At 58.0% G+C, this 13,423-nt stretch carries 11 protein-coding genes; 4 read left to right on the plus strand and 7 right to left on the minus strand.

Annotated features, from left to right (window positions below; translation table 11 throughout):
- The first annotated feature begins 25 nt into the window (after positions 1 to 25).
- Complete coding sequence (gene metH, locus AYT24_RS08405) at positions 26 to 3,712, plus strand: methionine synthase (protein ID WP_010933516.1); 3,687 nt, start codon at positions 26 to 28, stop codon at positions 3,710 to 3,712.
- 364 nt (positions 3,713 to 4,076) lie between these two features.
- On the opposite strand, the gene AYT24_RS10770 is transcribed toward metH, so the two are convergent.
- Positions 4,077 to 4,364: a transposase gene (locus AYT24_RS10770; protein WP_164927103.1), complete on the minus strand. Its 288-nt coding sequence runs from the start codon at positions 4,362 to 4,364 to the stop codon at positions 4,077 to 4,079.
- A gap of 218 nt (positions 4,365 to 4,582) precedes the next feature.
- On the opposite strand from AYT24_RS10770, the gene AYT24_RS08415 reads away from it, so the two are divergent.
- The gene (locus AYT24_RS08415; RefSeq protein WP_010933518.1) at positions 4,583 to 4,822 is read left to right on the plus strand and encodes a hypothetical protein; all 240 of its coding nucleotides are present in this window, start codon (positions 4,583 to 4,585) and stop codon (positions 4,820 to 4,822) included.
- Between the two features lie 96 nt (positions 4,823 to 4,918).
- Here AYT24_RS08415 and AYT24_RS08420 read toward each other — a convergent pair whose 3' ends face one another.
- The 6 genes from AYT24_RS08420 to AYT24_RS08445 form a co-directional block, all read right to left on the minus strand.
- Positions 4,919 to 5,287, minus strand: coding sequence for a hypothetical protein (locus AYT24_RS08420; protein WP_010933519.1), 369 nt, complete (start codon positions 5,285 to 5,287; stop codon positions 4,919 to 4,921).
- A gap of 33 nt (positions 5,288 to 5,320) precedes the next feature.
- A complete protein-coding gene (locus tag AYT24_RS08425; protein WP_226986802.1) occupies positions 5,321 to 7,018 on the minus strand; it encodes a L,D-transpeptidase family protein in 1,698 nt (565 codons plus the stop codon).
- A gap of 30 nt (positions 7,019 to 7,048) precedes the next feature.
- Positions 7,049 to 7,774: a murein L,D-transpeptidase catalytic domain family protein gene (locus tag AYT24_RS08430; protein WP_164927104.1), complete on the minus strand. Its 726-nt coding sequence runs from the start codon at positions 7,772 to 7,774 to the stop codon at positions 7,049 to 7,051.
- Between the two features lie 224 nt (positions 7,775 to 7,998).
- The gene (locus AYT24_RS08435) at positions 7,999 to 8,580 is read right to left on the minus strand and encodes a hypothetical protein (protein WP_164927105.1); all 582 of its coding nucleotides are present in this window, start codon (positions 8,578 to 8,580) and stop codon (positions 7,999 to 8,001) included.
- 90 nt (positions 8,581 to 8,670) lie between these two features.
- Entirely contained in the window at positions 8,671 to 9,405 is a 735-nt protein-coding gene (locus tag AYT24_RS08440; RefSeq protein ID WP_164927106.1) for an SIMPL domain-containing protein, read from the minus strand.
- A gap of 66 nt (positions 9,406 to 9,471) precedes the next feature.
- A complete protein-coding gene (locus AYT24_RS08445; RefSeq protein ID WP_164927107.1) occupies positions 9,472 to 10,101 on the minus strand; it encodes a DUF2278 family protein in 630 nt (209 codons plus the stop codon).
- A 196-nt stretch (positions 10,102 to 10,297) separates the two neighbouring features.
- Here AYT24_RS08445 and tkt point away from each other — a divergent pair, with 196 nt between their 5' ends.
- Together tkt and pgl are read left to right on the plus strand one after the other, a co-directional pair.
- A complete protein-coding gene (gene tkt / locus AYT24_RS08450) occupies positions 10,298 to 12,313 on the plus strand; it encodes a transketolase (RefSeq protein WP_164927108.1) in 2,016 nt (671 codons plus the stop codon).
- Positions 12,310 to 13,113 (plus strand): 6-phosphogluconolactonase, encoded by an 804-nt coding sequence (pgl, locus tag AYT24_RS08455; RefSeq protein ID WP_010933529.1) that lies wholly within the window; start codon positions 12,310 to 12,312, stop codon positions 13,111 to 13,113. Before tkt ends, pgl begins: the two co-directional genes overlap by 4 nt.
- Positions 13,114 to 13,423 lie beyond the last annotated feature (310 nt).

A 13,423-nucleotide genomic window follows, 5' to 3' on the forward strand; every position in this document is an offset into this window, starting at 1 on the left:
TTTTCCAATTTCCAACCGCCGCTGCATGAACGACAATCTGTACAGCCTGATCGAGCAACGGATTCTTGTGCTCGACGGGGCCATGGGCACCATGATCCAGAGGCATGGCCTCGACGAACAGGACTACCGGGGCGAGCGTTTCGCTTCGCATGACCATCCGCTGAAGGGCAACAACGACCTTCTTGTCATCACCCGGCCCGACATCATCCGTTCGATCCACTGCGACTTCCTCGACGCGGGTGCGGACATCATCGAGACCTGCACCTTCAACGCCAACCCGATCTCGCAGTCGGACTACCAGTTGCAGGACTTGACCCGCGAGCTGAACGTGGCGGCGGCAAAGATAGCCCGCTCGGCAGCGGACGAGTTCACCGCAAAGACTCCCGACAAGCCGCGTTTCGTGGCCGGTTCCATCGGACCGACCAACAAGACGCTCTCGCTCTCGCCGGACGTGAACAACCCCGGCTTCCGCGCCGTCACCTTCCAGGAGATGGTCGATAACTACACTGCCCAGCTCGAAGGCTTGCACGAGGGCGGTGTCGATCTCTTGCTCGTCGAGACGGTGTTCGACACACTGAACTGCAAGGCGGCGCTCTACGCTATCGAGGAGTACGCGGTGAAAACCGGCTGGCAGGTGCCCGTGATGGTCTCCGGCACGGTGGTGGACGCGAGCGGCCGCACCCTCTCCGGCCAAACCACCGAGGCGTTCTGGATTTCGATTTCGCACATGCCGAGTCTGCTCTCGGTCGGCCTGAACTGCGCACTCGGCTCCAAGCAGATGCGCCCCTTCATCGAGGCGCTCTCGAACATCGCCGAAAGCTACGTCAGCGTCTATCCCAACGCGGGCCTGCCGAATGAGTTCGGCGAGTACGACGACTCCCCCGAGTACATGGCCGCGCAGATCGCGGGCTTCGCCGAATCAGGCTTCGTGAACATCGTCGGCGGCTGCTGCGGCACCACGCCGACGCACATCCGCGCCATTGCCGAAGCGGTCAAGACTCTCCCGCCGAGAAAGCGCCCCGCCAACAAGCACGTGCTGAGGCTCTCCGGCCTCGAACCGCTCGTGGTTGACGAAACCACCGGCTTCATCAACGTCGGCGAGCGCACCAACGTCACCGGTTCGCGCAAGTTCGCCCGCCTCATCAAGGAGGCCAATTACGACGAAGCGCTCTCCATTGCCCGCCAGCAGGTCGAGAACGGCGCGCAGGTGATCGACGTGAACCTCGACGAAGGAATGCTCGACTCCGAAAAGGTGATCGTCGAATTCCTGAACCTCATCGCCTCCGAGCCTGAGATCGCCAAGGTGCCGGTGATGATCGACTCGTCGAAATGGTCGGTCATCGAAAACGGCCTGCGCTGCACCCAGGGCAAGAGCATCGTCAACTCGATCAGCCTCAAGGAGGGCGAGGAGCTGTTCAAGGAGCGCGCTCGCAAGATCATGCAATACGGCGCGGCGGCGGTGGTCATGGCCTTCGACGAGCAGGGCCAGGCCGACAGCCTGCACCGCCGCATCGAGATTTGCAGCCGCGCCTACAAAATTCTCACCGAAGAGGTGGGCTTCCCGCCGGAGGACATCATCTTTGACCCGAACGTGCTGACCGTGGCCACCGGCATCGACGAGCACAACAACTACGCGCTCGACTTCATCGAAAGCGTGCGCTGGATCAAGCAGAACCTGCCGCACGCGAAGGTCTCCGGCGGCATCAGCAACGTTTCGTTCTCCTTCCGCGGCAACGAGCCGGTGCGCGAGGCGATGCACACCGCGTTCCTCTACCACGCCATCCACGCCGGTCTCGACATGGGCATCGTCAACGCCGCCCAGCTTGGCATCTACGAAGAGATCGACCCGGAGCTTCTTGTCTATGTCGAGGACGTGCTGCTGAACCGCCGCGACGACGCCACCGAGCGGCTCGTGGCGTTCGCTGAAACGATCCGCGACGGCGGCGAAAAGGCCGAGGCCAAGAACGCCGAATGGCGCAACGCCCCGGTCGAGGAGCGGCTGAAACACGCGCTCGTCAAGGGCATCGTTGACTACATCGACGAGGACACCGAAGAGGCCCGCCAGCTCTACCCGAGTCCGCTGGAGGTGATCGAGGGGCCGCTCATGAACGGCATGAACCACGTCGGCGACCTCTTCGCCGAAGGCAAGATGTTCCTGCCACAGGTGGTCAAAAGCGCCCGCGTCATGAAGCGCTCGGTAGCTGCGCTGATTCCCTATATCGAGGAGGAGAAGTCGAAAAACTGCGACACGAGCGCCAAAGCCAAGGTGCTGCTCGCCACGGTGAAGGGCGACGTGCACGACATCGGCAAGAACATCGTGTCGGTGGTGCTTGCCTGCAACAACTTCGACGTGATCGACATCGGCGTCATGATGCCATGCGACAAGATTCTCGAAGCGCTGGCAGAACACAAGCCCGACGTGCTCGGCCTCTCCGGCCTCATCACCCCGTCGCTCGAAGAGATGGCGCACGTGGCCAAAGAGATGGAGCGGCTCGGCATGAACATTCCGCTCATCATCGGCGGCGCGACCACCTCGAAGGTGCACACGGCGGTGAAACTCGCGCCCTGCTACCCCAGCGGCGCGGTAGTACACGTGCTCGACGCCTCGCGCAGCGTGCCGGTGGTCAGCAACCTCTGCAACCCCGCCCAGCGCGACAGCTATATCGCGGCGCTGAAGGATGAGCAGGAGGCGATGCGCAAGAGCCACGCCGAGCGCATGGCGGCAAAAAAGTACGTCTCGCTCGACGCCGCCCGCGACAACCGCCTCACCATTGACTGGGAGGCCGAAACCATCGACAAGCCCGCCCAGACTGGCGTCACCGTGCTGGAGGATGTCACCGTCGGCGCGCTCCGCCCGTATATCGACTGGGCACCCTTCTTCTGGAGCTGGGAGCTGCACGGCGTCTATCCGCAGATTCTGGAGGATGAAAAGGTCGGCGAGGAGGCAACCAAACTCTTCAACGACGCCACCGCTCTGCTCGACCGGATCGACAGCGAAAAGCTGCTCGGCATCAAAGGCGTGGCGGGCATCTTCCCGGCCAACAGCATCGGCGACGACATCTTCGTCTATGCGGATGACGAGCGCTCGATAATCCGCACCGTGCTGCACACCCTGCGCCAGCAAGGCGAAAAGCACGGCGAAGCGAACCTCGCGCTGGCGGACTTCGTGGCCCCGCGCGAAAGCGGCGTCAACGACTGGATCGGCTGCTTCACCGTAACCGCCGGACTCGGCATCCAGAATTTGCTCGACGAGTTCACAGCAGAGAACGACGACTACCACCGCATCATGACACAGGCGCTCGCCGACCGACTGGCCGAAGCGTTCGCAGAGATGCTGCACGAAAAGGTGCGCCGCGAACTCTGGGGCTACGCGCCCGGCGAAATCCTCGGCAACGAAGAGCTGATCGCCGAAAAGTACCGAGGCATCCGCCCCGCCCCCGGCTACCCCGCCTGCCCGGATCACACCGAAAAGGCAATCATCTTCGACCTGCTCAACGCTGAAGCGGCCACCGGCGTCACGCTGACGGAAACTTTCGCGATGAACCCCGCAGCCTCAGTCTGCGGCCTCTACTTCGCCAACCCGGCCTCGAAATACTTCGTACTCGGCAAGATTGGTAAGGATCAGGTCGAAGACTACGCCAACCGCAAAGGGCTGGAAGTAGCAGAAGCCGAGAAGTGGCTCGCGCCCTCGCTGAACTACGATCCAGCGTAAGGGATTGCCGAAAAAACAGAACAGCCGCACGTTTACGATTTATCAAAAAGCGTGCGGCTGTTTTCGTTTACCAGAGAGTGCCATGCTCCAGCTTGGCATGAGCTGAAGGTCAATATGAGTTGCCTCGAAGAGCTATCGATGAAGGCGATTTCTTAGTGTGTCCAACACGCGATACACCAAGTAAATAGAGCCTGTTCAGCCAAGTATGTCAACAGTCGTTTTCATAGAGGCACCAGGGGCACCCTTCCCTCGAATGTAATGGAAAACTGATTGATGACCGCCCCCCACCGGTTGCGTAGCGGCATCGTCCATTTTTTGGCAATATTCTGCATGGCAAGATAGATCAAGCTTGATAATCGATTCGTCAGTCGGAAACGAGCCTTTGGTTTTCAGCACGTTGCGCCTCGAGCGAGCGGCTCTGCCAGGCGCGCACGTTGTCGAGCACTGCGTCGGTCACGCCGCTGCTGATGAGCGATTCGGAGACTTCGACCTGATAGAGTTCCAACAACATGGCCTGCATGTCGCGGACGCTCATGCCGTGTCCGTTGCGGCTGTTGCCGGTGTTAAGCACGATGGGCAGATGCTTGGGATAGCCGAGCTGCCCGATCAGCTCGCCCTGAATGTCCGGGGGCTTGTCTTTCTTTCTGGTCATAGTTTTGCTCCTTGTTACATGAGAGGACACGATGACCCTTTACACACTGCATCTTACAGACCCCGGAAATCCTGTTTTCAGAAAATGGCCCGAGGTTCTTCAACGACCTGTACACCGGCAACACCAAACCGTTCCGTGACATCGTCGACGAGCCGCTCGGCAAGGAGTATACTACTAGTATAACCTTCACACCCGTTCATAAAAACGGTTACGACCTTGTGCTGATCTCGTTCCCGGAACCGCGTTTCGAGGCGCTCAGCATTCAGGCTGCTCTGGTAAAAATGGGAGGGAAGTACCGCTTCATCACTCTCGAAAATTTCAGCGATACAGCAACAAGCAGCTCGAAAACCGTCATGGGTAAACTGACAGCGGATAACGGGCACATGAATCTTGGGTCGAAAAACTACGACGACCTCAATTCATTCCAGAACGACCCTGACAAGCTCCTGAGCCTGTAAAGCAAGCGGGCGCTTGTGTGTCACAGTCTATCCTGCAGAAAAATCGATTTCGATCCGGACACAATTCATCCCTCCGTTTCGTTCGATAAAAAGGATTTACTTCGCGAAAGTCTCCTTGAGGTTCGAGATGTAGCGATCGATCTTCTGGATGAAGGCGAATTCGATCTGCCAGTTACCTTCGACCCGCGCATTGCCCTCGCCCTCGACAGGCACCCAGGCCACGCTCATCGTCACGCGATCGCTACGATAGGTGCAAGCGTAGATGGTCTGTTTGAGAGTGTGGCCACCGATGGCATTTTTTTCCATGATCCAGCGGAAGGCATTGCTGCCAAGCGGTTCAAGCTTTTCGACATCGGGAAAATATGAAGCGGAGCGGGGCACATCGGAAAGAAGAGCGAAAACCTTCTCTGGCAAGGTTGAAGTCTCGAACTGCTTCGAGACTTCAATGGTAACGGTAAATGGCATGGGGGCGATGGCTTGAGGTTCCGGGCAAACAGGCTATCGCGTGGCCTCCTCTACACTACGGCCCCATTGGTTGCTGTTAAGGGCATCGAGCAACTTTTTGTCTCTGTCATAGATGTCATTCCTGAAGCCAATTTTGTTTCCATCGGCAAAAGCGGTCTGGTAAAAGAAATAGACCGGGACCTTGACTGTAAGAGGTATCGTGCGCGTCTTACCAGTATTGATAGCGGCCTCGATCTTCGATAGGCTCCAATTTTTGGAATCACGCATCAGCTGCTCGGCAAGTTCGTAAGGCCGGTCAACCCTGACGCATCCGTGGCTGTAAGCCCGCATGCTGCGTTCAAACAACGGCTTGGTCGGCGTGTCGTGCATGTAGACCATGAAACGGTTGGGCATGTTGAACTTGATTCTGCCCAGCGAGCCGTCATCACCCGAAGCCTGAACCAGCCGGTACGGGAATCCACCATCACTGTACCAGTTGACCCGGGACGGATCAACCGGTTTGCCATTGCTGTCCACAACAGTCAACTGGTGCTTTGCGAGGTAGCCGATATCCTTCCTGATCGCCGGAATGGCCTCCTTCGACAGAATACCCGGAGGAATCACCCAGTGGGGATTGAAAGTGACAGATTGTATTTGGGCGGCAAAAATCGGTGTCTGTGTATCGGGCTTTCCGACGATAACCCGCGACTTCCAGCGAACCTCGTTATCCTTGACATATTTGAGCGAAAATGCCGGGATGTTCACCATCACATACGTGCCGCCCAGAATACCGCCATACCAGCGCTCCCGTTCGAGATTCACACGAATCTGATCGGCCCGCAATTCGGCAGGATAGTTCATGGCATTAAGAGTTTCAAGGCCTATGATGCCGTCAGCTGACAGTCCGTGACTTTGCTGAAAGGCCAGCACGGCATCGAACAGCTCCTGGGTGTAAACCTGATCGGAAGGCACAGGAGCAGCGGAGGATAGGGAACTGTCTGCCGGGGCGACAAGCTTATCGGCCGCAAGGTCACCCGACAGGATGAGACGCTGGCGGATAAGCGGCATACGCTTATCGACCTGGCCGACTTTTTCAATATTGGGCCCCTGGTATACCGGCTGCCATCCGCCGTTTTCAGCGATCTTCCGGTAGCGTAAAAGATTTTTGCGCAGAAGCACATACTCGGGCGACGGGTTCCTCAACACCGAGATCATCTCGGGAAACTTGCTCCCCATGACCGCTGTCATCAGCATCTGGTCATAGTTCGCGGCTGGCTTTGGGACCGGGAGGTTCCAGTTCGAATCGAGCGCCCTGGGCATAACCTTGCCCGAGCGCAGGTGCGACATCAGCGAAAACAGGGCGTCGGTCATCAAAAGATCGGCCTTCGCTTTCAATGCCGGCGATCCGGGAGGATTTGCCGCAAATTCCTTGATCTGGTCGTAATGGTAATCGGAGGGATTGAGCCCGTCACTTTCACACTCGCCGACAAGCTCAACAAGGCGGGCAATAGCCTTGCGATTGGTCCATGCGACACGATAATCCAGTGCTTTGTAAAACCGCTGCAACTGACCATCAATTTCAATGCGGCCAGAAGAGGAAGAGGCATCCAGACGGTCGAGACGGTCGAGATAACTCTTCAGATACGTCTTGACCGCCTGGTCAGGAAGTTCACGAGAGGCAGTGTTTTCAGCGGCGTAGGCCTGAAGCGGCAATACCATGCTGATGACCGGCATCAGCGCGAACCAGAGCAATACAAAAGGAACCATCAATAAATTTTAAGCTTATGCAGGATTTTTACTCTTCCCGCTGCCAAGCGCAAGTTTGGGATTGAGTACAACAGAACGGGAAGCATAGTCCTCCCCTTGGTGATAAATGAAGAGGCAGGTGCCGTCCTTGATCAGATCGATCACCTCCCGACACTGATCCATCGACAATGCAGGGCACCCCAGGCTGCGGCCAAGACGACCTTTTTGCCGTATATACTCTTCTGAAACATAATCCGCACCGTGGATCACGATGCCTCTCTGTTCGGCTTTGTCGTTGATTCCCTGATCGAGACCTTTCAGCACAAGGGAGTAACCGTTATTGCCGATGTAGGTATTTTCGGTCAGATAGAATCCGAGACTGCTCTTGTTCGAACCGGGTTGATTAGAGAAACTGGTCGCCATGATATCACCGCTCCCTCTGCCGTGGGCAACAAGCGCAGTCTGAATGACGGTTCCGCTATTGATATCGATGATGAAAAGACGTTTACAGTCAGAAGGTTTGTCGAAATCGATGAGCGTGATGAGGCCTTCACGGCGGATAAGCCCCTGGCGTTTCAGATTGAAATAGCCCTGCAGGGCAAGTCGAAGGGCTTGTGGATCAATGTCGCTGTTCTGTTCGATGGAGTTGATGGCCAAAGACATTCGCCGGGCTATCGGCTGGTCATCAAGGGTAACTGAGCGGCTGGTCGCAGGCAAAGCCATGAACAGCATCAGCGTCAATGCGATTCCTCTTTTTTTCATACACATGTTCCTCATAGCGCAGGAAATGAGCCCGCGTCATAGTGATCGTTGAGTCGTTTCATAAAGCCGGCGACAAACAGACAGGAAAGGAAGGAATAGATCATGCTTCTGCGCTGTGGCCGTGCATGAGAAGTCCGCTGGCTTTTTTATAATAATCAGCAAAGATAAAGCTTTTTTCGTTGCGACAAAAAAGTCAGCCCGCATAAAGCCGTCCGGCGCGCCATTCAGCGCCGGATGCCCGGATGGCTCTGAAACTGCACTTCAGCATCAGCAATGCGGGAGTTCAGCCTGATCCGCAGCCTTGCAGGCCACCAGTTGAACATGAGAATGCTCAGTGACTCCCAGATCGACACCCAGGACGCAATGGTCACGCCCTCGACCAGCACCCGTTCGTAAACGAGCTGCCGCACCTCCGGAATCATGCTCCCGCCAAACCATAACGAAAAAAAAAGCAGCGCCATGCCGGAAAGAAAAAAGAGCAGGGATTTCCTCAGCAGCTGCTGCATCGAGGCCGACTCCAGTCCGCGCTGGTAGATAAAGAATTTTTTCAAACTCGTCCTGATACGCTCCTGAAGCTCGGCGGACGGAACAGCATCGAGCGTAATGCGGATGATGAAATCGACCCGACCTATTTCACGCACGCAGTCAAACAGGTAAGCGGCGAGTTCCTCGTCGAGGTCTTTGCGGTGAAACGGCGCCTGCTTGTCGAAATCCTCGTACAGCTCCTCCACCTTCGACGCATAGACGTCGATGACGACGCGGCCGTCATCCAGACGGTCGTAGCGCTCAAGGATGTCCTTTTTCATAGCCATCGCGCATCATGGTGGTGAAAACCGTTGCCGCGCTTTGTATCGAATGGAAAGAGCGGATCTCCGCCGCCCCCTCCCCTTCTTGCCTTACTTCCCGCTTCCCGAAACGAACTGCCAGCGGGAGCTGACCGACACCGTGAGTTTCTGCTCGCCCGGCTCGACGTCGGTAGGCGCCGGAGCCGCCTTGAACCCTTCGGCCATCGCAAAGCGCATCACAGGATAGTCGGATTGCGGCTGACCGTACTGAAGCTCCAGAGGCTGGCCAAGACGCCCGCCAGCGGCGCGAGCCATCACCTCGGCATCATGCTTTGCACTCTTCACGGCATTTTCCAGCGCCTGTGTGCGGAGGCTCTCGAATCTGGAGGAGGAGTAGCTGAGTCCATCGACCGTACCAGATCCCGCGCCGACCACCGCGTCGATCGCGCCGCCAAGCTTGCCGAGATCACGCACCACAACCCTGACGACATGCCGGGCCTTGTATCCCTTGAACTCCCTTTTACCATTCGCACTGTTCCATTCCCACTCGGGGCTCACCGTGTAACTTGTCGAAGAGGCGTCAGCAGAAGAAATCCCGACCTTGCGCAACGCTTGCTGGAGCGAACTCCAGAGCGTTGCGACCTTTGCCGCGGCTTTGGCCGCATCCTTGTCGGTCGATTCAACTGTCGTCGTGAATTCAGCCGTATCAGGATTGTAAGTCACCGTGCTCGATGCCGAAACCGAAATACCGGTCTCACCTGCCTGAAGCGAAGCAGCGGGAAGGCTGCTCCCCAGCAACGCCAACGTCATGATCGTCACTCTCCGGAAACCAGAATATCCGTTCATATCAATCTCCTTTCTGATCGTTGAAAAACAAGGTTCGGGAAAAGATAACACCGCCACCGGGAAAGCTCAAGCGCACACTTCATCAACGCAGAACCGCTGGGTGCTGAACTTGCTGAGAAATGCCGCCACTGATGCGTCCGGTCGCTCGACCATTACCGCACCATCTTGCCACGGGCCGTTCTCCGCTGCCCACCGGCTGCCAGGCGGGTCGCCCTGGTTCTGATGGATATTGTGTACCCCCTTGCCGTTGCGAAACGGCTCGCCGAAGACAAAGATTCTGCGCCCGCACCGCAGCAGCGGTTCGAGGTCGCGAAACGCATCGTGCCCGTTACCATACTTCCAGCAATACTTGCCCGCCGACGCTTCGCGCCCGGCGCGGACACACTCCTTCGATGGGCCGAGCCATTCGCTCCGGTAGTAATCGAGAGCTCCCGAAGCTTCGTCCATGGCAAGGCTGTGCCACCCGTCCTCGCACGCTTTCAGTGCTTGCGACTGCATCTGTGGCAAATCGACGACCTTCCACTGAATGCCGTCGCGGTGATGCTTGCTGTCCAGATCCACCACACAGCGATAGACGGCAGCCCGCGCCCGCACCAGAAGCGAACAGTGATAGTAGTGCGATTCATCCTGACGGTTATCGCAGCTATACCGGAGCAGCGACCCCGCAAGAACACCATAACCGTCAAACAGTGGCATGAGCGAAAAAATCCAATTAAGAAAAGAGATACAGCAGCCAAACGCGACGCACTGTTATCAAATTAGGCTTCCTGCCTTTACCGCCCAAACCGGAGCGCATGTCAAATGTTTCCGATTTTTGTGATAACCATCGGCAGTTGATACTTTGACTGTCAGAGTCCGTCCGATTTCTCTCAATCTCAGAAACAATCCGATTATGACACGCACCCGTTCCATCGATGAAGAGGCCGTCGCCACCATCAGGCTTCTGGCGGTCGATATGGTAGAAAAGGCCAAATCGGGCCACCCTGGACTGCCGCTTGGTGCGGCTCCGATGGCGTACACGCTCTTTACCAAAATCATGCGGTTTAACCCCGCCAATCCGGAGTGGCCGAATCGCGACCGCTTCGTGCTCTCGGCGGGCCACGGCTCCGCGCTGCTCTACTCCATGTTGCACCTCTGCGGCTACGGCCTCGGCATGGATGAGCTGAAGCAGTTCCGGCAGCTCGGCAGCCGCACGCCTGGCCACCCCGAATACGGTCACACGCCGGGCGTCGAAACGACCACTGGCCCGCTCGGCCAGGGCATTGCCACTGCCGTCGGAATGGCTGCCGCCGAACGCTTCCTCGCCACGAAACTCAACACGGCAGAGCGGGCACTCATCGACCACTTCACCTACGTCATCTGCGGCGACGGTGACCTCATGGAGGGCATCAGTTCGGAAGCCTCGTCGCTTGCCGGACACCTCAGGCTCGGGCGCCTCATCTGCCTCTACGACAGCAACCACATCAGCATCGAAGGCTCGACCGGTCTGGCCTTCACGGAGGATGTTGCCCGCCGCTACGAGGCGTACGGCTGGCACGTCCTGTCGCACATCGACGGCAACGACCTTGCGGCCATCGAGCAAGCAGTGCGCAATGCACAGGAGATCGACGACCGCCCGTCGCTCATCATCGTCAACACCACCATCGGCTACGGTAGCCCGCACAAGCAGGGCACCGCGTCAGCACACGGCGAGCCGCTTGGCCCGGAAGAAACGAAGCTGGTCAAGCAGGCTTTCGGGTTTGATGAAAATGAATCGTTCGTCGTGTCGGATCGTGTGTACGACCATTTTCACGCGATAGCCGAACGCGGCGCGGCGCTCGAAGCCGAATGGCAAACGCAGTGGCAGTCGTTCAGGCAGGAAGAACCCGGCCTCGCCTCGGCGCTGACCGACCTGCTCGCGGGCCGCTTCCCTGAATCGTGGCTGCCCGAAATGCCGAAATTCACGACTGGCGAAAAGCTCGCCACGCGGCAGGCATCGAAAAGCGTGCTTGCCAAAATCGCAGAAAAGGCGCCGCTGCTGGCGGGCGGCTCGGCTGACCTCGCCCCGTCGAACGGCACGCTCATCGGAGCCGCTTTCGAGGCTGGAAGCTACGGCGGCTCGACCTTCCACTTCGGCGTTCGGGAACACGCAATGGGCGCACTTGTCAACGGCATGGCACTCTCAAAAATGATGATCCCCTATGGCGCGACCTTCCTCGTCTTTGCCGATTACATGAAACCCGCGCTGCGCATCGCCGCAATGATGCAATCCCCCTCGATCTTCATCTTCACGCACGACAGCATCGGCCTTGGCGAGGACGGCCCAACCCACCAGCCCATCGAGCAGCTCGCCATGCTCCGCGCCATGCCGGGCTTCGACGTCTATCGCCCGGCGGACGCGAATGAAACGGCAGCGGCGTGGCTGCTCGCGCTGAAACGCCGCAAACCGGCAGCGCTCGTGCTCACACGCCAGGGTTTGCCAGTGCTCGACGACGCCGATGGACGCCTCCGCAACGGCGTGACAAAAGGCGGCTATGTGCTCGCGGAATGGGCAGATACGGACGACGACGACGACCGCCGGATCATTATCGTGGCGACGGGATCGGAGGTGCATCCCGCGCTCGAAGCAAAAACGCTGATCGAACAGGAGGGATTCGCGGCACGGGTGGTCTCGATGCCGTCGCGGGAGCTGTTCGCCGAGCAACCGGCGGAGTATCGCGCCGCCGTGCTGCCTCCGACGGTGCGGGCACGAGCCGTGGTCGAAGCCGCCGCGACCTTCGGCTGGCACGACATTGCGGGCGACGGCGGAATCGTGATCGGCATCGACCGCTTCGGCATGTCAGCCCCCAGCTCGCAGGTGATGGAGCACTTCGGCTTCACGGCGGAAAACATCGCCGCCCGCGCCCTCGAACTCCTGAACCGGAAATGACCGCCATGACGCACTGGATCAGCGAACCGCTCGACGCGCTTCTCGAAAAAGCGGTCGCCTTCATCACCGACACGGCCTACCGCGCGGTCGCCGAGCGTGGCCGCTTCACCTTGGTGCTGTCGGGCGGCAACACCCCGCGAGCGCTACACCAGAAACTTGCGAGAGGCATCCGCGAAGAGCGCTACCTCGAACTCGGCTACAAACTGCCTGAAGAGGCGCGCCGCTGCACCCGCAATCCGGATGTGATCGTGCCGCCCTGGACGCACACGCTGCTCTTCCAGGGCGACGAGCGCTACCTGCCGCCGAGCCACCCCGACAGCAACTACGGCATGGCCCGCCAGACGCTCATCCGCAACGTCTGCCTCAAACCGTCGAACATCCACCGGATGCCGACCGAATCGGGCGACCCGGAAGCAGACGCCCAGCGCTACGAAATGCTGTTGAAAGGATTGTTCCACAAACGCAACAGTAACAACGCCCCACCATCGTTCGACCTCATCCTCCTCGGCCTCGGCGACGACGGCCACACCGCCTCGCTGATGCCTGATGATAAAGGAGCGCTCGAAGAAAAAGAGCGCTGGGTCATCGCCGTCAACGCCCCCAACGGCAAACCACCGGGGATAAGACTGACGCTGACGCTACCGGTCATCAACGAAGCAAGAGCGGTGCTCTTCCTCGTCCCGCCATCGCGCCACGAGCTTGCCCGCTCAATCAGCAACGGAGAAAGGCCGGAGCTGCCTGCGGGAATGGTGAAGCCGAGAAGTGGAGATGTGTGGTGGTTTGTGGAAGGGGTTGTTTGATTGATGACGAATGCATTGAATCAGAAAAAAACCCTTTACTGATGAGCAGGAAATCGGCTATTACTGACTCAAATGAAACATTTTAGCCCTTATGAAAGCCACTCCATCGGATAAGCAAAATAACGATCCAAAGGAAAGACTGGAAAGAAAGATCTTTCAGCAGATTGCACTATTCGGAAGCGCATTTTTATTAAAAAAATGGTTCTTCGCAGAATTTCGTGGGTGGCATTAAGGATGCTCACATGACCATCCCTGATGAACAAGTTTAACAGTTCGGTCAAAGGCATTTATAAGTCATCATATGATAAAG

The organism is Chlorobaculum tepidum TLS, from assembly GCF_000006985.1.
GTDB lineage: Bacteria > Bacteroidota > Chlorobiia > Chlorobiales > Chlorobiaceae > Chlorobaculum > Chlorobaculum tepidum.

Excerpts from the sequence above, each read along its gene's own strand:
- tkt (WP_164927108.1), top strand. The coding sequence starts at position 10,298 with ATGACACGCACCCGTTCCATCGATGAAGAGGCCGTCGCCACCATCAGG.
- AYT24_RS08430 (WP_164927104.1), bottom strand. The coding sequence starts at position 7,774 with ATGAAAAAAAGAGGAATCGCATTGACGCTGATGCTGTTCATGGCTTTG.
- AYT24_RS10770 (WP_164927103.1), bottom strand. The coding sequence starts at position 4,364 with ATGACCAGAAAGAAAGACAAGCCCCCGGACATTCAGGGCGAGCTGATC.
- AYT24_RS08445 (WP_164927107.1), bottom strand. The coding sequence starts at position 10,101 with ATGCCACTGTTTGACGGTTATGGTGTTCTTGCGGGGTCGCTGCTCCGG.
- metH (WP_010933516.1), top strand. The coding sequence starts at position 26 with ATGAACGACAATCTGTACAGCCTGATCGAGCAACGGATTCTTGTGCTC.
- AYT24_RS08420 (WP_010933519.1), bottom strand. The coding sequence starts at position 5,287 with ATGCCATTTACCGTTACCATTGAAGTCTCGAAGCAGTTCGAGACTTCA.
- AYT24_RS08440 (WP_164927106.1), bottom strand. The coding sequence starts at position 9,405 with ATGAACGGATATTCTGGTTTCCGGAGAGTGACGATCATGACGTTGGCG.
- AYT24_RS08435 (WP_164927105.1), bottom strand. The coding sequence starts at position 8,580 with ATGAAAAAGGACATCCTTGAGCGCTACGACCGTCTGGATGACGGCCGC.
- pgl (WP_010933529.1), top strand. The coding sequence starts at position 12,310 with ATGACCGCCATGACGCACTGGATCAGCGAACCGCTCGACGCGCTTCTC.